The sequence below is a fragment of the Pseudomonas sp. BIOMIG1BAC genome (genome assembly GCF_001705995.2).
GTDB classification, from domain to species: domain Bacteria; phylum Pseudomonadota; class Gammaproteobacteria; order Pseudomonadales; family Pseudomonadaceae; genus Aquipseudomonas; species Aquipseudomonas sessilinigenes.
On the sequence record NZ_CP049045.1, the window covers coordinates 7,194,155 to 7,215,793 of the forward strand.

Here is a 21,639-nt window from a genome sequence, read left to right on the forward strand (position 1 = left end):
CAAGCGGGTCATGCTTTATTATCCAGCATCTTTTTCAGACCATCGAGAGGCGTGCGGCCCACACCGCGGGCAGATGGCACGCAGGAAGCCCGGACTAATAAGATGGCATTGAAATCCCCCGCGTTTCGTAAAAAATTCCCGTTGCTGGTTACCGGCAGTTTGCTGGCCCTGCAACCTCTAGCCACTTCCTTCGTGGTCGCCGCGGAACAGTATGACTGCTCGGTCTCTGCGTCCGGCGGCTGGGCCTGTGCGCCAAAAACCAGTGCAGCCCAACTGCCTCCGCGCCCGGTCCATGACGCCAATGCCATCAGCTCCAGCGAAAGCGGGACTGCAGGCGAGGTTGCCGGCGACAAGCCGGTCCTGGTGACCGAAGCCAAGGGCCGCGGCCTGAAGTCCCGCAGCGCGGACTACAGCCACCTCGACTGGGTACCGCGCGAGAAGCTCACCGCAGCGCAACTGGCCGAGACCGGTCCTTACTGCTCTGGTGCCTATATCGAACCAATTCGTCCTGGCATGAATGATTCGACGAAGAAAAGTGATGCTCCGACCTTCATCGGCGCCAAGGCTTCGCGTTACCAGCAGGAGCAGCAGGTGGCGACCCTGGCCGGCGACGTGGTCATGCGCCAGGGCAGCATGCAGGTCGAGGCCGACGAGGCCAATCTGTACCAGGCGGAGAACCGTGGCGAACTGAGCGGCAACGTACGCATCCGCGACAACGGTACGCTGATGGTCGGCGACCACGCCGACGTGCAGCTGGACACCGGTGAGGCCAAGGTCGACAACGCCGAATACGTGATGCACAAGTCGCGGGTACGCGGTAGCGCGCTGTACGCCAAGCGTGCGGAAAACGCCATCATCCGCCTCAAGGACGGTACGTACACCACTTGCGAACCGAGCAGTAACGCCTGGCAGCTCAAGGGCAACAACATCACCTTGAACCCGGCCACCGGCTTCGGTACCGCGACCAACGTGACATTGCGAGTCAAGGACTTCCCGGTCCTCTACACCCCGTACATCTACTTCCCGATCGACAATCGCCGTCAATCCGGCTTCCTGCCACCAAGCTTCAGCACCGACAGCGATAGCGGCTTCACCCTGGTGACCCCGTACTACTTCAACCTGGCACCGAACTACGATGCCACGTTGTACCCGCGCTACATGGCCAAGCGCGGCATGTTGGTGGAAGGCGAATTCCGCTACCTGACCAAGAACAGCGAAGGGCAGTTCGGCGGCGCCTACCTGAACGACGAGAGCGACGATCGGCGGAAGCAGACCGACTCCGAAAAAACCCGCTACATGCTCAACTGGCAGCACAAGGGTGGGCTCGACTCGCGGGTGATGACCGAAGTCGACTACACCAAGATCAGCGACCCGTACTACTTCCAGGACCTGCAGACCGACCAGATCGGCGTGAAGTCCGCCGACTATGTCAACCAGCAAGGCGTCGTGACCTACCGTGGCGACAACTACACTGCACGCCTGAATGTACAGGCGTATCAGTTAGCTAGCGTCTCCAACATTACACCGTACGATCGGCTGCCACAGATCACCTTCAATGGTGCCTTGCCTTACCATCCACAAGGCCTGGACTTCACCTATGAAACCGAAGTGGTGCGCTTTGAGCGGGATCTGTTGAAAGGCAATTACTTCGATAAGGACGGTGGCCCATTCGTAGACGGAGTAGCCGTAGGCACTCCTCGACTGGATACCAACGTGGCCGGCCTGGCTCGGGCCAATGGCAATCGCCTGAACCTCAAGCCTGGCGTCAGCCTGCCGCTGAACTGGAGCTATGGCTACCTGACACCGTCTCTCAAGTACATGTACACCCAGTACGACCTAGACTTGGATAGCAAGGGCAAACAAGGCATTGTCGATGCTCGTAACTACGCAGCCTCGATCGGAGCCCGCTATGTCGGTGGAGACTACAGTCGCAACCAAAACCGCAGCGTACCGATCGCTAGCATCGATGGTGGCCTGTACTTCGACCGCCAGACCCAATGGTTTGGCAAGAACTACAATCAGACCCTGGAACCGCGCCTGTTCTATCTCTATGTTCCAGAGACGAACCAAGAAGACATTCCGGTATTCGATACCGGTGAATACACCTTCAACTATGCATCGCTGTTCCGCGACAACCGCTTCTCCGGCTCCGACCGCGTCGGCGACGAGAACAAGTTGTCCCTGGGCGTGACCAGCCGCTGGATCGAAGACAACGGCTTCCAGCGCCAGCGCATCAGTGTCGGCCAAGCCCTGTACTTCAGGGACCGTACCGTCCAGCTGCCGGGTATCGACTACCGTACCCGCGACGACGCCAAGTCCAACGTGTCGCCTTATGCTCTTGAGTACGAATACCGCTATAACCGCGACTGGCGCACCACTGCCGAGTACAACTGGGACCCGGACAGCCGCAGCCCGCGCTCCGGCAGCGCCATGCTCCACTACCAGCCGGAAGACAACCCGAACAAGGTGGTCAACGTCGGCTACCGCTATCGCAACGACCAGATCCGCTACGACCAGAACAGCGGTACCTGGAAAGTTGGAAGTGGCGACTACGGAGTCCGAGGCAAGCCTGGCTACGTGAAGGACTACTACAAGATCCAGCAGCACGACTTCTCGGTGATCTGGCCGATCGTGCCGCAGTGGAACGTCATCAGCCGTTGGCAGTACGACTACAACCGCAACCGCACGCTCGAGGCCTTCGGTGGTTTCGAGTACGACAACTGCTGCTGGAAACTGCGCCTGATCAACCGTTACTGGGTCAAGTACGACGAGTTCAGTCAGAACGCTCCGCAAAACGAAAGTGGCGACCGCGGCATCTTCCTCCAAATTGTTCTGAAGGGTCTCGGTGGCGTCATGGGCACCAAAGTAGAGAGCTTCCTCGACAAAGGCATCCAAGGTTATCGTGAACGTGAAGACCAAGCTTTCTGATTGTCTGCGCCCGCTGATGCTGGGCGCGCTGTTCCTGAGCATGAGCACTGCGGCCAGCGCTGCGGTGCAGTCCATCGACAAGGTGGTGGCGATCGTCGACAACGATGTCGTCATGCAGAGCCAGCTGGATCAACGAGTGCATGAAGTCCAGCAGACCATCGCCAAGCGTGGCGGTGGTGTGCCGCCTACCAGCGTCCTGGAACAGCAGGTCCTGGAGCGCCTGATCGTCGAGAACCTGCAATTGCAGATTGGCGAGCGCTCCGGCATCCGCATCACCGACGAAGAGCTGAACCAGGCCATCGGCACCATTGCCCAGCGCAACAGCATGAGCATCGAGCAGTTCCGCGCCGCCCTGGCCCACGATGGCTTGTCCTATGACGACGCCCGTGACCAGGTTCGCCGCGAGATGATCATCAGCCGTGTGCGCCAGCGCCGTGTGGCCGAACGCATCCAGGTATCGGAACAGGAAGTGAAGAACTTCCTGGCCTCGGACCTGGGCAAGATGCAGCTCTCCGAAGAACTGCACCTGGCCAACATCCTGATCCCGACGCCGGAAAGCGCCAGCTCCGAAGCGATCCAGAGTGCTGCCCGCCAGGCCATGGAGGTGTACCAGCAGCTCAAGCAGGGTGCCGACTTCGGCCAGCTGGCAATCGCCCGCTCCGGTAGCGACAACGCCCTGGAAGGCGGTGACATGGGCTGGCGTAAAGCCGCTCAACTGCCACCGCCCTTCGACCGTGAACTGAGTGCCATGGCCGTGGGTGACATTACTCAGCCAGCCCGCACTCCAGGCGGTTTCATCATCCTCAAGCTGGTAGACAAGCGTGGTGGCGGCAATCAGGTGCGCGATGAAGTGCACGTGCGCCACATCCTGATCAAGCCAAGCGAGATTCGCAGCGAAGAAGAGACCAAGCGCCTGGCGCAGAAACTCTACGACCGCATCAGCTCCGGTGAAGATTTCGCCGAACTGGCCAAGAGCTACTCGGAAGACCCGGGCTCGGCGCTCAACGGTGGCGATCTCAACTGGGTCGATCCGAACGCCCTGGTACCTGAGTTCCGCGAAGTCATGGCCAAGACTCCACAAGGCCAGCTGTCCAAGCCGTTCAAGAGCCCTTATGGCTGGCACGTCCTGGAAGTCCTTGGCCGTCGCGCCACCGACAGCACCAGCCAGGCTCGTGAACAGCAAGCCATGACCGTCCTGCGTAACCGCAAGTACGATGAAGAGCTGCAGACCTGGTTGCGGCAGATCCGCGACGAGGCCTACGTCGAGATCAAGCTGCCTGGCGCTGAACAGGCCGCGCAGTGAACCCCAGACGTTTTGCCCTGACACCCGGCGAACCGGCGGGTATAGGCCCTGACCTATGCCTGCTGCTCGCCTCGCAACTCCAGCCGCATCCCCTGATTGCCATTACCAGCCGCGACCTGCTCACCGAGCGGGCCGCGCAACTGGGAGTGGCCGTCAACCTGCTACCGGTGGACCCGAACCATCTACCGGATGCCCCCGCTCCGGCAGGCAGCCTGTACGTCTGGGATACTCCGCTGGGCAAGCCGGTGGTCAGCGGCCAGCTGGACCAGGCCAATGCGGCCTTCGTCCTGCAGACCCTGACCCGTGCCGGCCAGGGCTGCCTGGACGGGCACTTTGCCGGAATGATCACCGCGCCAGTACACAAGGGCGTGATCAATGATTCCGGGATCGCCTTCTCCGGGCACACCGAGTTTCTCGCGGACCTGACTCACACCCAGCAAGTGGTCATGATGCTGGCCACCCGAGGCCTGCGCGTCGCCCTGGTGACGACTCACCTGCCGCTGCGGGACATCGCCGATGCGATCACCAGCGAGCGCCTGGAACGGGTCACGCGGATCCTGCATGCCGACCTGCAGCAAAAATTCGGCATCGCCCAACCGCGCATCCTGGTCTGCGGGCTCAACCCCCATGCCGGCGAAGGCGGCCACCTGGGCCGCGAAGAAATCGACATCATCGAACCCACCCTGGAGCGTCTGCGCCAAGAAGGCATGGACCTGCGCGGTCCGTTGCCGGCCGACACTCTGTTTACCCCCAAATATCTGGAGCATTGCGACGCAGTGCTGGCGATGTACCACGACCAGGGCCTCCCCGTGCTGAAGTACAAAGGCTTCGGCGCGGCCGTCAATGTGACGCTCGGCCTGCCGATCATCCGCACCTCGGTCGACCATGGCACTGCCCTGGACCTGGCCGGCAGCGGCAGGATCGATACCGGCAGCCTGCAGGTCGCCCTGGAAACCGCCTACCAGATGGCCGAGAACCGTATATGACCGAGCAATACCAGCACCGGGCGCGCAAGCGCTTCGGCCAGAACTTCCTGCACGACGCCGGCGTCATCGACCGCATCCTGCGGGCCATCAACGCCAAGCCCCTGGACCGCATGCTGGAGATCGGCCCGGGCCAGGGCGCCCTGACCGAAGGCCTGCTGGGCAGCGGTGCACAACTGGACGTGGTGGAACTGGACAAGGACCTGGTGCCCATCCTCAACCAGCAGTTCGCTGGCCGGGACAACTTCAAGCTGCACCAGGGCGATGCCCTGAAGTTCGACTTCAACACCCTGGGTGCCGCTCCCGGCAGCCTGCGGGTGGTGGGCAACCTGCCCTACAACATCTCCACCCCGCTGATCTTCCACCTGCTGCATAACGCCGGCCTGATCCGCGACATGCACTTCATGCTGCAGAAGGAAGTAGTCGAGCGCCTGGCCGCCGGACCGGGCGGTGGCGATTGGGGCCGCCTGTCGATCATGGTCCAGTACCACTGCCGCGTGGAACATCTGTTCAACGTCGGCCCTGGCGCCTTCAATCCGCCCCCGAAAGTCGACTCGGCCATCGTGCGCCTGGTGCCCCATGCAGTGCTGCCGCATCCCGCCAAGGACCACAAGCTGCTGGAGCGTATCGTCCGCGAAGCCTTCAACCAGCGTCGCAAGACCCTGCGCAACACCCTCAAGGCGCTCCTGAGCAGCGCCGAAATCGAGGCCGCCGGCGTCGATGGCAGCCTGCGTCCCGAGCAGCTCGACCTGGCAGCCTTCGTACGCCTGGCCGACCAGTTGGCCGATCAGGTCAAGCCCGCCGCCAACTGACAATTACCGGCAAGCGACAGCGGGCAGAACGCCAGCCAGGATGGCTGGTCTACTACCCGCTACTTGACCTAGACTGACCGGCGTCAGCTTCTATCCCGCGTCCGCTTTGCTCTAAAGGCCCTTTGCATGTCCGATCCTCGCTATCAGGTCGACGTCAGCGTCGTCACCCACTTTCTGGCCGACCAATCGCAACCCGAACAGAATCGCTTCGCCTTCGCCTACACCATCACCGTCCAGAACAACGGCTCGCTACCCGCCAAGCTGCTGTCCCGGCACTGGGTGATCACCGATGGCGACGGCCATGTAGAAGAAGTGCGCGGCGCCGGCGTGGTCGGCCAACAGCCACTGATCGCCGCCGGCAAGAGCCACACCTACAGCAGCGGCACGGTGATGACCACCCAGGTTGGCAATATGCAGGGCAGCTATCAAATGCTGGCCGAGGACGGCAAGCAATTCGACGCCATCATCGCGCCGTTCCGCCTCGCGGTCCCCGGAGCGCTGCACTGATGGCCACCTACGCCGTTGGCGACCTGCAAGGCTGCCTGGAACCGCTGCAGTGCCTGCTTGAGCAGGTGGCGTTCGACCCTGCTCGGGATCGGTTGTGGCTGGTCGGGGATCTGGTCAATCGCGGCCCGCAGTCCCTGGAAACCCTGCGCTACCTGTACTCCATCCGCGACTCGCTGGTCTGCGTGCTGGGCAACCACGACCTGCACCTGCTGGCCGCCTGGCGCAATGTCGAGCGCCTGAAAAAGTCCGACACCCTGCGGGAAATCCTCGAAGCCCCGGACTGCGAGGAGCTGCTGCAATGGTTGCGCCAGCAAAAGCTGATGCACTACGACGAAGCACGCAAGACCGCCCTGGTACACGCCGGCATCGCCCCCCAGTGGTCACTGAAGAAAGCACAGAAATACGCCACCGAGGTCGAGCTCGCCCTGCAGGACGACAGCCTGTTCGAACCCTTCCTGGAGGGCATGTACGGCAACGACCCGGCGAAGTGGGACAACGACCTCAAGGGCATCACCCGCCTGCGAGTCATCACCAACTATTTCACTCGCATGCGCTTCTGCACCAGCGAAGGCAAACTCGACCTCAAGACCAAGGAAGGCCTGGACACGGCACCACCGGGCTACGCCCCCTGGTTCAGCCACAAGGAGCGCAAGACCCGGGAGATCAGGATCATCTTCGGTCACTGGGCAGCCCTCGAAGGCCAGAGCAACGAACCCGGGATCATTGCCCTGGATAGCGGCTGCGTCTGGGGCGGCTCCATGACCTTGATGAACGTCGACACCGGACTGCGCCTGAACTGCGACTGCGACGCCCATGGCCATGTGGCGCCCGCCTCCACCCAATCCCTGCCCGTCTGCTAGACGGAGCCGACCGACAAACCAGGAGTCCGCCATGAGCGAATTCAAACGTATCCCCCCCGAACAGGCCCAGGCACTGCGCGAACAAGGCGCCGTTGTAGTGGATATCCGCGACCCGCAAACCTATGCCCTGAACCACATCAGCGGCTCGGTGCACCTGGACAACCACTCCATTTCCGATTTCATTCGCGCAGCCGACCTGGATGCACCGCTAGTGGTCGTGTGCTACCACGGCAACTCCAGCCAGAGCGCCGCAGCCTACCTGGTCAGCCAGGGTTTCTCAGACGTTTACAGCCTCGATGGTGGCTTCGAACTGTGGCGCAACATCTACCCGGCCGAAATCGCCCAGGGCAACGCCGAATAATTTTTTTCTACCGCTCTAGCCCGTGATCTACGCGGGCTGACGCAACACCAGACGAACGGTAGCGCGCAACTAATCCGCCATCCGCCCTTGACCTCTGCGATTCCGAACTATCCTTAGCCACAGGCCATCCAAATCAGGGGAGAGCCGGTACACCGGCGAGCGGGTCATCGGTACTAGCTTTCAAGCTCGATAGCTTTGAAAGTGTTCTGGGGGGTAAACAGCAACTGGAACTTCATCAGTTGCATGCCAGCACTTGACTGACTGATCCGTAGCCGGCTCCACGTATCGAGCGAGGTGACGTCATGAGTATTTTTAGCCACTTCCAACAACGCTTCGAATCCACGCGCCAGGAAGAGTTTTCCCTGCAGGAATACCTCGAGCTGTGCAAGAAGGACCGCAGCGCCTATGCCTCGGCCGCAGAGCGCCTGCTATTGGCCATTGGCGAACCCGAACTGCTGGACACCTCGACCAACTCGAGGCTGTCGCGAATCTTTTCCAACAAGGTGATCCGGCGCTACCCGGCCTTTGAAGACTTCCATGGCATGGAAGAGTGCATCGACCAGATCGTTTCCTACTTCCGCCATGCCGCCCAGGGCCTGGAAGAGAAGAAACAGATCCTCTACCTACTGGGCCCGGTGGGTGGCGGTAAATCGTCCCTGGCCGAAAAACTCAAGCAGCTCATCGAGAAAGTCCCCTTCTATGCCATCAAGGGCTCACCCGTCTTCGAATCGCCACTGGGGCTGTTCAACGCCACGGAAGATGGCGCCATCCTCGAGGAAGACTTCGGCATTCCCCGGCGCTACCTGAACACCATCATGTCGCCCTGGGCGACCAAGCGCCTGTCGGAGTTCGGTGGCGACATCAGCCAGTTCCGGGTGGTGAAGCTGTATCCGTCGATCCTCAACCAGATCGCGGTGGCCAAGACCGAACCTGGCGACGAGAACAACCAGGACATCTCAGCCCTGGTGGGCAAGGTGGATATCCGCAAGCTCGAGGAATTCCCACAAAACGACGCCGACGCCTACAGCTATTCCGGGGCGCTGTGCCGGGCCAACCAGGGCCTGATGGAATTCGTCGAGATGTTCAAGGCGCCGATCAAGGTGCTGCACCCATTGCTGACCGCGACCCAGGAAGGCAATTACAACAGCACCGAGGGCCTGGGGGCGATCCCGTTCACCGGCATCCTGCTGGCCCACTCCAACGAATCGGAGTGGCACACCTTCCGCAACAACAAGAACAACGAGGCCTTCATCGACCGGATCTACATCGTCAAGGTGCCGTACTGCCTGCGCGTGACCGACGAGGTGAAGATCTACGACAAGCTGTTGTTCAACAGCTCCCTGGCCAAGGCCCATTGCGCCCCGGATACCTTGAAGATGCTGGCGCAATTCACCGTGCTCTCGCGCCTCAAGGAGCCGGAGAACTCCAACATCTACTCCAAGATGCGCGTCTATGACGGGGAGAACCTCAAGGACACCGATCCGAAGGCCAAGTCGATCCAGGAGTACCGCGACAGCGCCGGGGTCGATGAAGGCATGAACGGCCTCTCGACCCGCTTTGCCTTCAAGATCCTGTCCAAGGTCTTCAACTTCGACCCCCATGAAGTGGCGGCCAACCCGGTACACCTGCTGTACGTACTGGAACAACAGATCGAACAGGAGCAGTTCCAGGCCGAAACCCGCGAGCGCTACCTGCGCTTCCTCAAGGAATACCTGGCACCGCGCTACATCGAGTTCATCGGCAAGGAAATCCAGACGGCCTACCTGGAGTCCTACAGCGAGTACGGCCAGAACATCTTCGACCGCTACGTGCTGTACGCGGACTTCTGGATCCAGGACCAGGAATACCGCGATCCGGAAACCGGCGAGATCCTCAACCGCGTGGCGCTCAACGAAGAACTGGAAAAGATCGAAAAACCGGCGGGCATCAGCAACCCGAAAGACTTCCGCAACGAGATCGTCAATTTCGTGCTGCGCGCCCGGGCCAACAACAACGGCAAGAACCCCACCTGGCTCAGCTACGAGAAGCTGCGGGTGGTCATCGAGAAGAAGATGTTCTCCAACACCGAGGACCTGTTGCCGGTCATCAGCTTCAACGCCAAGGCCAGCAAGGAGGATCAACAGAAACACAACGACTTCGTCACCCGGATGGTGGAGCGTGGCTACACCGACAAGCAGGTACGCTTGCTGTCGGAATGGTACCTGCGGGTCAGGAAATCGCAGTAAAGCGGCAAGCGACAAGCCGCAAGCTGCAAGTCGTCCGGCGTCGGGCTCGAACCCGCGCCGCGGCTTGCAGCAGCGGTGGCTGCTCTTTCTTGCAGCATGAAGCTTGAGGCTTGCGGCTGCATCCAGTCACCGGAGGAATCATGAGCTACGTAATCGACCGACGCCTGAACGGTAAGAACAAGAGCACCGTGAACCGCCAACGGTTCCTGCGGCGCTATCGCGACCACATCAAGAAAGCCGTCGAAGAAGCCGTCAGCCGGCGCTCCATTACCGACATGGAGCATGGCGAGCAGATCAGCATTCCCGGGCGCGATATCGACGAGCCGGTGCTGCATCACGGCCGCGGCGGCAAGCAGACCGTGGTCCATCCAGGCAACAAGGAGTTCACCGCCGGCGAACATATCGCCAGGCCCCAAGGCGGCGGAGGGGGTGGAAGTGGTCGCGGCAAGGCCGGCAACTCCGGCGAGGGCATGGATGAATTCGTCTTCCAGATCACCCAGGAGGAGTTTCTCGAGTTCATGTTCGAGGACCTGGAGCTGCCCAACCTGGTCAAGCGCAACCTGACGGGCACCGATACCTTCAAGACAGTGCGGGCCGGGATCAGCAACGAAGGCAACCCATCGCGGATCAACATCATCCGCACCCTGCGCTCTGCCCATGCGCGACGCATCGCCCTGTCCGGCAGCAGCCGCGCCAAACTGCGCGAGGCCAAGGAGGAGCTGGCTCGCCTGAAACGCGAAGAACCGGACAACTTCGGCGACATACAAGAACTTGAAACAGAAATCGAACGCCTGAGCGCGCGAATTCATCGCGTGCCATTCCTCGACACCTTCGATCTGAAGTACAACCTGCTGGTCAAGCAACCCAATCCCAGCTCCAAGGCGGTGATGTTCTGCCTGATGGACGTTTCCGGCTCCATGACCCAGGCCACCAAGGACATCGCCAAGCGCTTCTTCATCCTTTTGTACCTGTTCCTCAAGCGCAACTACGACAAGATCGACGTGGTTTTCATCCGCCATCACACCAGCGCCCGGGAAGTGGACGAGGAAGAATTCTTCTACTCGCGGGAAACCGGCGGGACCATCGTCTCCAGCGCCCTGAAGCTGATGCAGGAGATCATGGCCGAGCGTTACCCGAGCAATGAATGGAACATCTATTCCGCCCAGGCCTCCGATGGCGACAACTGGAATGACGACTCACCCATCTGCCGCGATATCCTGATCAACCAGATCATGCCGTTCGTGCAGTACTACACCTACGTCGAGATCACGCCTCGGGAACACCAGGCCCTGTGGTTCGAGTACGAACGTATCGCCGAAGCCTTTCCCGAGACGTTTGCCCAGCAACAACTGGTTTCGGCCGGAGATATCTATCCGGTCTTCCGTGAACTCTTCCAGCGCAGGTTAGTGACATGACCGCCAGAGAGCAGAAACGCCAGCCCATCTCCACCGGCTCGGAATGGACCTTCGAGCTGATCCAGGCCTACGACCGCGAAATCAGCCGTATCGCGGCTCGCTATGCCCTGGACACCTACCCCAACCAGATCGAAGTGATCACCGCCGAGCAGATGATGGACGCCTATGCCTCGGTGGGCATGCCGCTGGGCTACCACCATTGGTCCTATGGCAAGCACTTCCTCAGCACAGAAAAATCCTACAGCCGTGGCCAGATGGGCCTGGCCTACGAGATCGTCATCAACTCCGACCCCTGCATCGCCTACCTGATGGAGGAAAACACCATCTGCATGCAGGCCCTGGTGGTGGCCCATGCCTGCTATGGCCATAACAGCTTCTTCAAGGGCAACTACCTGTTCCGCACCTGGACCGACGCCAGTTCGATCATCGACTACCTGGTGTTTGCCAAGCAGTACATTTCCCAATGCGAGGAACGCCACGGCATCGACGCCGTGGAGGATCTGCTCGACTCCTGCCATGCCTTGATGAACTACGGCGTCGACCGCTACAAGCGCCCTTATCCGATCTCCGCCGAAGAGGAACGGCGCCGGCAGAAGGATCGCGAAGAGCACCTGCAGAAGCAGATCAACGATCTGTGGCGCACCATTCCCAAGGGTGCGGACAAAAATAGCGACAAGGACAATGCGCGGTTCCCGGCAGAGCCCCAGGAAAACATCCTCTATTTCATCGAGAAACACGCTCCGCTGCTCGAGCCCTGGCAACGGGAGATCGTGCGGATCGTGCGCAAGATCGCCCAGTATTTCTATCCACAACGCCAGACCCAGGTAATGAACGAAGGCTGGGCCACCTTTTGGCACTACACGCTGATGAACGACCTGTACGACGAAGGCCTGGTCACCGACGGCTTCATGATGGAGTTCCTGGCCTCCCATACCAGCGTGGTGTTCCAGCCGGGATTCGATAGCCCCTACTACAACGGCATCAACCCCTACGCCCTGGGCTTTGCCATGTACCGGGACATCCGCCGCATGTGCGAAGAGCCCACTGAGGAAGACCGCCGCTGGTTCCCGGAACTGGCCGGCACCGACTGGCTGTCGAGCATCAAGTTCGCCATGAGCAGCTTCAAGGACGAGAGCTTCATCCTGCAGTACCTCTCGCCCAAGGTGATCCGTGACCTCAAGCTGTTCAGTATCATGGACGACGATCAGAAGGACGACCTGCTGGTCCCGGCCATCCATGACGAAAGCGGCTACCGCGTCATCCGCGAGACCCTGGCCGCTCAATACAACCTGGGCAACCGTGAACCCAACGTGCAGATCTGGAGCATCGACCGGCGCGGCGACCGCTCGCTGACCCTGCGCCACCAGCAACATGACCGCAAACCACTGGGAGAATCCACCGACGAGGTACTCAAGCACCTGCATCGGCTATGGGGCTTCGACATCCACCTGGAAACCCTGCAAGGCGACCAGGTGATGAAGACCCACCACGTGCCGCCCAAGAACGACCACGGCGAAAACGACTACGGGCGCCTGGACCTGGCAGTCATCCACCTCTAGGTGGCCCCACAAGCCTCCGTTAGGCCGCCACAAGGGGTATCCTGTCGCGCTAACGGAGGTTTTTTATGCGGATTTACAAAGTCGGCGGTGCGGTACGTGATCGCTTGCTCGGCAGGCCGGTTACCGATATCGACTGGGTCGTGGTCGGTGCGAGCGCCGAGGAAATGATCGACAAGGGCTTTCGCCCGGTCGGTGCGGACTTCCCGGTGTTCCTGCATCCCAAAAGTGGCGAGGAATATGCCCTGGCCCGGACCGAGCGCAAGAGTGGGCGCGGTTACGGCGGGTTCACCTTCCATGCCAGTCCCGAGGTCACCCTGGAAGAGGACCTGATCCGCCGCGACCTGACCATCAACGCCATGGCCGAGGACGAGCAGCAGGCCATCACTGACCCCTACAACGGCCAGAAGGATCTAGAAAACCGACTGCTGCGGCATGTTTCCCCGGCGTTCGCCGAAGATCCCCTGCGGGTTCTACGGGTTGCCCGCTTTGCTGCGCGCTATGCCGGGCTGGGTTTTCGCGTCGCGCCAGAGACCCTCGAACTGATGCACCAGCTCAGTCGTTCAGGCGAATTGCAGGCCCTGACGGCAGAACGCAGCTGGAAAGAGATCTCCCGCGCCCTGATGGAGGATCAGCCCCAGGTCTTTATCCAGATCCTGCATGATTGTAGTGCCCTGGCAGAACTGATGCCAGAGGTCGATGCGCTATTCGGGGTTCCCCAACCGGCGCTTCACCACCCGGAGATCGATACCGGGCTGCATACCCTGAGCGTCCTGCAACAAGCGGCCCTGCACCGGCAAGCGCTGAGCGTGCGCTGGGCCTGCCTGCTGCACGATCTGGGCAAGGGTGTTACGCCGCAGGAAGAATGGCCGCGGCACATCGGTCATGAGCAGGCCGGCCTGGAGCTGATCAAGGCAATCAACGAACGCTTCAAGGTGCCCAGGGAATGCCAGGAGCTGGCAATGCTGGTGGGCCAATATCACACCCACGCTCACCGCGCCCAGGAGCTCAAGGCCTCGACGCTGTTGGAGCTGCTGCAGAGCTTCGACGTCTTCCGACGCCCGCAACGCTTCGAGGAGTTCGTTGCTGCCTGCGAGATGGACGCACGCGGCCGGCTCGGCCTCGAATCCCGCCCCTACCCGCAAGCCGACTACCTGCGTGGCGCAGCCAGCGCCGCTCGTGCGGTAGCGGTGCAGCCCTTGTTGGAACAAGGCTTCAAAGGGCCGCAATTGGGAGAAGCACTGCGACTGGAGCGCCTAAAAGCACTCAAGGCCTACAAAGAGCAGTTCGCCCCTTGAAGACATGCGGACAAGGTTGCCTTGTCCGCATGGAATAGACCCCGGCCTAGAGGTCTGCCGGAGTCAATTGCACGCCACGCCACTCAAAAGCCACAGGCGCCAACACCTGGTCGATCTGCGCCTCTTCCCAGAGAGCCCCCAGGCTCTTGCCTGCCAGGGGATGCACTCGCTCTGGGGCCATCAGCGACAAAGGCCACAGCACAAAGGCGTTCTTCAGGATTTCCGCACGCGGCAAGACCAAGCCATCGAAGTTGCCGGTCAGGTCGCCGTAGAGCAGCACATCGATATCCAGCGGCAGCCCCTTGCGATCGGGGGCGTAGCGCCCGTTATCGGCCTCGATGAACTTCAAGCGACGATCCAGTTCGATCAGGGGCAGGTCGGTAAAAGCCGAGACCACCAGATTGAAGAATGGCCCGCTCTTGATTCCGACCGGTTGGCTTTCGAACACGGCCGAACAACGCATGTCCACCAGGAAGCCAGCCAATGCATCGAGTCCGGCCCGCAAATGGACTTCACGCTCGATATTGCTACCAAGTCCTAGAAATACCTGAGTCAGCGACATCCGCGCTCGATCTCCACGCCAACGCCCTTGGCGGCCGGGACGGCGCCGGGCTTGGTCAGCTTCAAATGCAGCCAGGGAATATTGAATTCGCCCATCAGCACCTCGGCCAGGCGCTCGGCAAAGGTTTCCACCAACTGATACTGGGCCTGCTCGGCAAACGCCTGGATCCGGGCCGATACGCTGGCGTAGTCCAGGGCCAGCGTCAGGTCGTCGCCAGCGGCGGCCGGGCGATTGTCCCAGGCAAAACTCAAGTCAAGGCGCAGGCATTGGCGAATGCCGCGCTCCCAGTCGTAGGCGCCAATCACGGTGTCGACTTCCAGTCCCTCGATAAACACTCTGTCCAAGCACTCTTCTCCGCAGCACGACAAGGGCGCAATGCGCCGTTAGAATCAGGGCGTCCTCGCCCGGAATAGTTAGCATGTTTTGGTCACTGGCGATTCTCGCCTACCTGCTCGGCTCTCTGTCCTTCGCTATCTTGCTCAGCCGCGTCACGGGCAATCCCGATCCGCGCATGAGCGGCTCCGGTAATGCCGGCGCCACCAACATGCTACGCCTGGCCGGCAAAAAGCTCGCGATCCTGACCCTGCTGGGGGACCTGTGCAAAGGCCTGGTCCCCGTGCTGATCGCCCATCTTGCCGGGCTGTCACTGCAACAACAGGCCTGGATCGGGCTCTACGCCGTGCTCGGGCACCTGTTCCCGCTGTACTTCCGCTTTCGTGGCGGCAAGGGTGTCGCCACCGCCGCCGGCATGCTGCTGGGGCTCTATCCCCCGGCCGCCCTGCTGGCCATCGCCGCCTGGGGACTGACCTTCTACCTGACCCGCACCAGCTCACTGGCCGCCTTGATCGCTACGCCCCTGACCCTGCCACTGCTGGCTTGGCAGGAACCCGAGGCGCTGTTGCCGATGAGCGTGCTCACGCTGCTGATCGTCTGGCGCCACCGCGGCAATCTACGCGACCTGTTCGCCGGGCGCGAACGGCATTTTTGAATCCCACCAATGAAACGCTTCAGCGGGCGATCTCGGCGCTGGGCCCTCACAAGGCCGACAATTGCTCCATGGGCCAGCGAGCCTGGACGCTGATCGCCAAGTCTTCCTTTTGCCCCGCCTGCAACCGCTGGCAGCCAGCGTAGGCAATCATCGCTCCGTTGTCGGTACAAAATTCCGGCCGGGCGTAGAACACATGACCCTTCATCTCGGCGAGCATGTTTTCCAGGGAAGCCCGCAAGGCCTTGTTGGCACTCACGCCACCGGCGATCACCAGGCTCTTGAGGCCAGTCTGCTTCAGGGCACGCTTGCACTTGATGGTCAGAGTGTCCACAACCGCCTGCTGGAAGGCGAGAGAGATGTCGCAACGGGTTTGCTCACCGTCGTCTCCAGCGCTGACGCATTGCTGCCAGGTGTTCAAGGCAAACGTCTTCAGGCCGCTGAAACTGAACTCCAGGCCTGGGCGGTCGGTCATCGGGCGCGGGAAGACAAAACGCCCCGGCACGCCCTGGGTCGCCAGGCGCGCGATCTCGGGACCGCCAGGGTAATTAAGGCCGATCAGCTTGGCGGTCTTGTCAAAAGCCTCGCCAGCGGCATCGTCCAGGCTCTCGCCCAACAGTTCGTATTGGCCGATGCCGTCGACCCTGACCAGCTGGGTATGTCCACCGGACACCAACAAAGCGACGAACGGAAACTGTGGCGGTTGTGCCTCCAGCATCGGCGCCAGCAAATGCCCCTCCATGTGGTGCACCCCCAGGGCCGGAATCCCCCAGGCAAAGGCCAGTGCCTGGGCACAGGAGGCACCTACCAGCAGGGCCCCCACCAGACCGGGACCGGCGGTGTAGGCGATGGCATCGATCTCTGTGGGCACGCAGTCGGCTTGCGCCAGGACCTGGCGAATCAGGGGCAGCATGCGCTTGACGTGGTCACGGGACGCCAGTTCTGGCACCACGCCGCCATAGACGCGATGCAGGTCGATCTGGCTGAATAGCGCATCGGCCAACAGGCCTCGCTCGCTGTCGTAAAGCGCGACGCCGGTTTCGTCGCAGGAAGTTTCTAATCCCAGTACTAGCATGGGTTTGCGCCTTGCAGGGGCTGAATTCGAAGGCGCGCATGATAGTCGCCACTCCCTCGCCCGACCAGCGGTTTTCGATCAGAGGCTTTGCATTCCTGGCGGCGAGGGGTTAACATCCGCAACCCTTAAAAACCGACGATCTTAGCCGCGATTTTTCACGACGAGAACGTTGACCCCGGTAATGAATGAAGGTAGCTCTGGATGCCAGCCGTCAAAGTTAAAGAGAACGAACCCTTCGACGTAGCTCTGCGTCGTTTCAAGCGCTCCTGCGAAAAAGCCGGTGTTCTGGCTGAAGTTCGTAGCCGCGAATTTTACGAGAAGCCGACTTCCGAGCGTAAGCGCAAAGCAGCTGCTGCTGTTAAGCGTCACGCCAAGAAAGTTCAGCGCGAACAGCGCCGCGCCGTACGTCTGTACTAATACACAGACGTTCGCTGCAAGCTTCTGCCAAGCCCGGCCTTCAGCCGGGCTAATGGCATTTGCGGATCATGCTTGATGCTTCACCGCCGAAGTCACCCTGGTGACCCAGGCAAATCTGCTTCATCACGTCAGACCTGGCTCTTGCCAGTGGTGCACGTCTTTTCTGACGAGCCTTCCAAGGCTACTGACGAGCACACCCTTACTGATTCCTGCGCCCAAGGCGCCCTCCCCGGTACTGGCCTGGTGAGCTTTGAAGCCCACTCGACGCTTGCTGCCGGAGCAACATCTTTCAGATACTCGAATACTGATTGAAGCTAACGTCAGTGGACGTTCGGCAGATACACTTCCCGACTGCGACCACGCCGAAGACCCGGGTCGAACCGCGCACGCCTCACGCCTCGCCCTAGATCTTTCGACGACATCGCCAGGGCTATTTTTCCCCGCAGTGATGACGAGAACGCCATGGCCGGGCTTATTCCCCAGAGCTTTATTGACGACCTTCTGAACCGCACCGACATCGTCGATGTCGTCAGCTCGCGCCTGCAGATCAAGAAGGCTGGCAAGAACTACACCGCCTGCTGCCCGTTCCACAAGGAAAAGACCCCCTCCTTCAGCGTCAGCCCCGACAAGCAGTTCTATTACTGCTTTGGTTGCGGCGCCGGCGGCAACGCCCTCGGCTTCATCATGGACCACGACAACCTGGACTTTCCCCAGGCCGTCGAGGAACTGGCGAAAACCGCCGGCATGGAAGTGCCGCGCGAGGAAAGCGGCCGTGGCCAGCGCAAGCCTCGCCAACCCACCGACTCGCCCCTGTACCCACTGCTCACCGCCGCCGCCGACTACTATCGCCAGGCCCTGAAAAACCACCCCGCACGCAAGGCAGCAGTGGATTACCTGAAGGGACGCGGGCTCACCGGCGAGATCGCCCGGGATTTCGGCCTGGGCTTTGCCCCTCCCGGCTGGGACAACCTGTTCAAGCACCTGAGCAGCGACACCCTGCAGCAGAAAGCCATGATCGATGCTGGCCTGCTGATCGAGAATGCCGAGACCGGTAAACGCTACGACCGTTTTCGCGACCGGGTCATGTTCCCGATCCGCGATACTCGCGGCCGGATCATCGCCTTCGGCGGCCGCGTGCTTGGAGACGACAAACCCAAGTACCTGAACTCCCCGGAAACCCCGGTGTTCCACAAGGGCCAGGAACTCTACGGCCTGTTCGAGGCCCGCAAGAACAATCGCAACCTCGACGAGATCATCGTCGTCGAGGGCTACATGGACGTAATCGCCCTGGCCCAGCAGGGCCTGCGCAATGCCGTCGCGACCCTGGGCACCGCCACCAGCGAAGAACACCTCAAGCGCCTGTTCCGCATCGTGCCCAATGTGCTGTTCTGCTTCGACGGCGACCAAGCCGGGCGCAAGGCCGCCTGGCGCGCCCTGGAGGCCACGCTATCCTGCCTGCAGGACGGACGTCGGGCGCGCTTCCTGTTCCTTCCGGAAGGAGAAGACCCCGACACCCTGGTTCGCTCGGAAGGCACCGACGCGTTCCTTGCCCGGATCAACCAGCACGCACAACCGCTGGCCGACTATTTCTTCCAGCAACTGATCGAGGAAGCCGATCCACGCTCACTGGAAGGCAAGGCCCACCTGGCAACGCTGGCAGCACCGCTGATCGAAAAGATTCCAGGGGCCAACCTGCGCATCCTGATGCGCCAGCGCCTCACCGAGATCACAGGCCTCAGCAACGAAACAGTCAATCAATTGGCCCACAATCCCGCGCCGCAAGCCTCGCCGAACTACGACGCAGGCATCGACTACGACGGCATGCCGGACTACGCCGACTACAATGAGCCGCACCAGGAAGCGTACGCCCCACAGCAGGAATGGACGCCGAAGAAGAGCGGCGGCAAGAAATGGGAAAACAAGCCCTGGGACAAGAACGGCAAGGGCAAGCGCCAGGGCGATCGCGACCAACCCCGCGCCCCGCGAACGCCTGCAACAGTGGAGCCGCCCATCCAGTCAGCCCTGCGAACCTTGCTGCACCATCCTCAGCTGGCAAAAAAAGTTGAAGATGCCGGGCACTTTGCCGATGACGACAACACCAATACACAGTTGCTGGTAGCCCTGATCGAAGCCGTGCAGAAAAATCCTCAGCTACGCTCTATTCATCAGCTGATGGCGCGCTGGCACGGCACCTCGCAAGGAAATCTACTTAACGCACTGGCGGAAAAAGAGTGGTTAATCGACGGAGATAACCTTGAACAACAGTTTTTCGACACCATTAACAGCTTGTCAGCTCGCCAACGCGAGCGTGTTTTAGACCAACTTCTCAGGAAATCGCGTCAAAGCGAGCTCAGCAGCGATGAGAAAAAACAGCTGGTTGAGCTTCTAAAACGCAATGTTCCCGCATCAAACCCGACCTCAACTGGCGCGTGAGGTCATAGCTCGGGTATAATCCTCGGCTTGTTTTTTGCCCGCCAAGACCTTCAGTGGATAGGGTGTTATGTCCGGAAAAGCGCAACAGCAGTCTCGCCTCAAAGAGTTGATCAGCCGTGGACGTGAGCAGGGTTACCTGACTTACGCGGAGGTCAACGACCACCTGCCGGAGGATATTTCAGATCCGGAACAGGTGGAAGACATCATCCGCATGATCAACGACATGGGGATCAACGTATTCGAGAGTGCTCCGGATGCGGATGCCCTTTTGTTGGCCGAAGCCGATACCGATGAAGCAGCAGCTGAAGAAGCCGCCGCTGCGTTGGCGGCTGTGGAAACCGACATTGGTCGCACTACCGACCCAGTGCGCATGTACATGCGCGAAATGGGTACCGTAGAGCTGCTCACACGTGAAGGCGAAATCGAAATCGCCAAGCGTATCGAAGAAGGCATCCGTGAAGTGATGGGCGCGATCGCGCACTTCCCTGGCACGGTAGACCATATCCTCGCCGAATACGCTCGCGTCACCAGCGAAGGTGGCCGCCTGTCTGACGTCCTCAGCGGTTATATCGACCCGGACGACGGCATTACCCCGCCCGCTGCCGAGATTCCTCCACCTGTCGACACCAAGTCGGCGAAAGAGGACGACGACAGCGAAGACGAAGACGGTGAAGCCTCCGAAGACGAAGAAGAAGCCGAAAGCGGTCCGGATCCGGTCGTCGCCGCACAGCGTTTCGGCGCCGTCGCCGATCAGCTGGAAGTCACTCGCAAGGCCCTGAAGAAGCATGGCCGCGAGAACAAGCAGGCTATCGACGAAATGCTGGCCCTGGCCGAGCTGTTCATGCCGATCAAGCTGGTACCGAAGCAATTCGAAGGCCTGGTCGAGCGCGTACGCAGCGCCCTGGATCGTCTGCGCCAGCAGGAACGCGCCATCATGCAGCTTTGCGTGCGTGATGCCCGCATGCCGCGTGCCGACTTCCTGCGCCAGTTCCCCGGCAACGAAGTGGATGAAAGCTGGACCGAGGCCCTGGCCAAAGGCAAGAGCAAGTACGCCGAAGCCATTGCCCGCCTGCAGCCGGACATCGTCCGTTGCCAGCAGAAGTTGACTGCGCTTGAGACCGAAACCGGCCTTAAGGTCGCCGAGATCAAGGAAATCAACCGTCGCATGTCGATCGGCGAGGCCAAGGCCCGTCGCGCGAAGAAAGAGATGGTTGAAGCCAACTTGCGTCTGGTGATCTCCATCGCCAAGAAGTACACCAACCGCGGCTTGCAGTTCCTCGACCTGATCCAGGAAGGCAACATCGGCTTGATGAAAGCGGTGGACAAGTTCGAATACCGTCGCGGCTACAAGTTCTCGACCTATGCCACCTGGTGGATTCGCCAGGCGATCACCCGTTCGATCGCCGACCAGGCTCGCACCATCCGTATCCCGGTGCACATGATCGAGACGATCAACAAGCTCAACCGTATTTCCCGGCAGATGCTCCAGGAAATGGGTCGCGAACCGACCCCGGAAGAGCTGGGCGAGCGCATGGAAATGCCTGAGGACAAGATCCGCAAGGTATTGAAGATCGCCAAAGAGCCGATCTCCATGGAAACCCCGATCGGTGATGACGAAGACTCCCATCTGGGCGACTTCATCGAAGACTCGACCATGCAGTCGCCAATCGATGTCGCCACCGTGGAAAGCCTCAAGGAAGCGACACGCGAAGTACTCTCCGGCCTCACCGCTCGTGAAGCCAAGGTATTGCGCATGCGCTTCGGCATCGACATGAATACCGACCACACCCTCGAGGAAGTTGGTAAGCAGTTCGACGTCACCCGTGAGCGGATTCGCCAGATCGAAGCCAAGGCGCTGCGCAAGCTGCGCCACCCGACGCGAAGCGAGCATCTGCGCTCCTTCCTCGACGAGTAAGCCC

The 21,639-nt window shown here is 60.8% G+C and carries 18 protein-coding genes; 15 read left to right on the forward strand and 3 right to left on the reverse strand.

What is annotated here, in order from left to right:
* Positions 1-102 precede the first annotated feature (102 nt).
* From ATY02_RS33525 to ATY02_RS33575, 11 genes are all read left to right on the forward strand, one after another.
* A complete protein-coding gene (locus ATY02_RS33525; protein ID WP_068575585.1) occupies positions 103-2,928 on the forward strand; it encodes an LPS-assembly protein LptD in 2,826 nt (941 codons plus the stop codon).
* The gene (surA, locus tag ATY02_RS33530; RefSeq protein WP_141698194.1) at positions 2,909-4,231 is read left to right on the forward strand and encodes a peptidylprolyl isomerase SurA; all 1,323 of its coding nucleotides are present in this window, start codon (positions 2,909-2,911) and stop codon (positions 4,229-4,231) included. Before ATY02_RS33525 ends, surA begins: the two co-directional genes overlap by 20 nt.
* Positions 4,228-5,217: a 4-hydroxythreonine-4-phosphate dehydrogenase PdxA gene (pdxA, locus tag ATY02_RS33535; protein WP_068575589.1), complete on the forward strand. Its 990-nt coding sequence runs from the start codon at positions 4,228-4,230 to the stop codon at positions 5,215-5,217. Before surA ends, pdxA begins: the two co-directional genes overlap by 4 nt.
* Positions 5,214-6,026 (forward strand): 16S rRNA (adenine(1518)-N(6)/adenine(1519)-N(6))-dimethyltransferase RsmA, encoded by an 813-nt coding sequence (gene rsmA / locus ATY02_RS33540; RefSeq protein ID WP_068575591.1) that lies wholly within the window; start codon positions 5,214-5,216, stop codon positions 6,024-6,026. Before pdxA ends, rsmA begins: the two co-directional genes overlap by 4 nt.
* Positions 6,027-6,152: 126 nt before the next feature.
* On the forward strand, positions 6,153-6,533 hold the full coding sequence (gene apaG, locus ATY02_RS33545) for a Co2+/Mg2+ efflux protein ApaG (RefSeq protein ID WP_068575592.1): 381 nt from the start codon (positions 6,153-6,155) through the stop codon (positions 6,531-6,533).
* Positions 6,533-7,393, forward strand: coding sequence for a symmetrical bis(5'-nucleosyl)-tetraphosphatase (locus ATY02_RS33550; RefSeq protein ID WP_068575594.1), 861 nt, complete (start codon positions 6,533-6,535; stop codon positions 7,391-7,393). The genes apaG and ATY02_RS33550 overlap by 1 nt, the downstream gene beginning before the upstream one ends.
* 31 nt (positions 7,394-7,424) lie before the next feature.
* Positions 7,425-7,754 (forward strand): thiosulfate sulfurtransferase GlpE, encoded by a 330-nt coding sequence (gene glpE, locus ATY02_RS33555; RefSeq protein ID WP_068575596.1) that lies wholly within the window; start codon positions 7,425-7,427, stop codon positions 7,752-7,754.
* A 302-nt stretch (positions 7,755-8,056) separates the two neighbouring features.
* A complete protein-coding gene (locus ATY02_RS33560) occupies positions 8,057-9,979 on the forward strand; it encodes a PrkA family serine protein kinase (RefSeq protein WP_011063831.1) in 1,923 nt (640 codons plus the stop codon).
* Between the two features lie 140 nt (positions 9,980-10,119).
* Complete coding sequence (locus ATY02_RS33565) at positions 10,120-11,394, forward strand: YeaH/YhbH family protein (protein ID WP_068575597.1); 1,275 nt, start codon at positions 10,120-10,122, stop codon at positions 11,392-11,394.
* Positions 11,391-12,953 carry a SpoVR family protein gene (locus ATY02_RS33570; RefSeq protein WP_068575598.1) on the forward strand — a complete coding sequence of 521 codons (1,563 nt, stop codon included), beginning with the start codon at positions 11,391-11,393 and terminating at the stop codon, positions 12,951-12,953. Before ATY02_RS33565 ends, ATY02_RS33570 begins: the two co-directional genes overlap by 4 nt.
* Before the next feature lie 65 nt (positions 12,954-13,018).
* Complete coding sequence (locus tag ATY02_RS33575; RefSeq protein ID WP_068575599.1) at positions 13,019-14,248, forward strand: multifunctional CCA addition/repair protein; 1,230 nt, start codon at positions 13,019-13,021, stop codon at positions 14,246-14,248.
* A 46-nt stretch (positions 14,249-14,294) separates the two neighbouring features.
* Here the strand turns inward: ATY02_RS33575 and folK are convergent, their stop codons facing one another.
* Together folK and folB are read right to left on the reverse strand one after the other, a co-directional pair.
* A complete protein-coding gene (folK, locus tag ATY02_RS33580; protein WP_068575601.1) occupies positions 14,295-14,810 on the reverse strand; it encodes a 2-amino-4-hydroxy-6-hydroxymethyldihydropteridine diphosphokinase in 516 nt (171 codons plus the stop codon).
* Positions 14,801-15,154 (reverse strand): dihydroneopterin aldolase, encoded by a 354-nt coding sequence (gene folB / locus ATY02_RS33585; RefSeq protein WP_068575603.1) that lies wholly within the window; start codon positions 15,152-15,154, stop codon positions 14,801-14,803. Before folB ends, folK begins: the two co-directional genes overlap by 10 nt.
* Positions 15,155-15,228: 74 nt before the next feature.
* On the opposite strand from folB, the gene plsY reads away from it, so the two are divergent.
* Positions 15,229-15,798 carry a glycerol-3-phosphate 1-O-acyltransferase PlsY gene (plsY, locus tag ATY02_RS33590; RefSeq protein WP_068575605.1) on the forward strand — a complete coding sequence of 190 codons (570 nt, stop codon included), beginning with the start codon at positions 15,229-15,231 and terminating at the stop codon, positions 15,796-15,798.
* 46 nt (positions 15,799-15,844) lie between these two features.
* Here the strand turns inward: plsY and tsaD are convergent, their stop codons facing one another.
* Positions 15,845-16,870, reverse strand: a complete 1,026-nt coding sequence (gene tsaD, locus ATY02_RS33595; RefSeq protein ID WP_068575607.1) for a tRNA (adenosine(37)-N6)-threonylcarbamoyltransferase complex transferase subunit TsaD — start codon at positions 16,868-16,870, stop codon at positions 15,845-15,847.
* Between the two features lie 201 nt (positions 16,871-17,071).
* On the opposite strand from tsaD, the gene rpsU reads away from it, so the two are divergent.
* The 3 genes from rpsU to rpoD all read left to right on the forward strand — a co-directional run bounded on the left by rpsU (position 17,072) and on the right by rpoD (position 21,635).
* Positions 17,072-17,287, forward strand: a complete 216-nt coding sequence (gene rpsU / locus ATY02_RS33600) for a 30S ribosomal protein S21 (protein WP_002551877.1) — start codon at positions 17,072-17,074, stop codon at positions 17,285-17,287.
* Between the two features lie 462 nt (positions 17,288-17,749).
* Positions 17,750-19,720, forward strand: coding sequence for a DNA primase (dnaG, locus tag ATY02_RS33605; RefSeq protein WP_068575609.1), 1,971 nt, complete (start codon positions 17,750-17,752; stop codon positions 19,718-19,720).
* Positions 19,721-19,787: 67 nt separating this feature from the next.
* Positions 19,788-21,635, forward strand: coding sequence for an RNA polymerase sigma factor RpoD (gene rpoD / locus ATY02_RS33610; protein ID WP_068575611.1), 1,848 nt, complete (start codon positions 19,788-19,790; stop codon positions 21,633-21,635).
* Positions 21,636-21,639 lie beyond the last annotated feature (4 nt).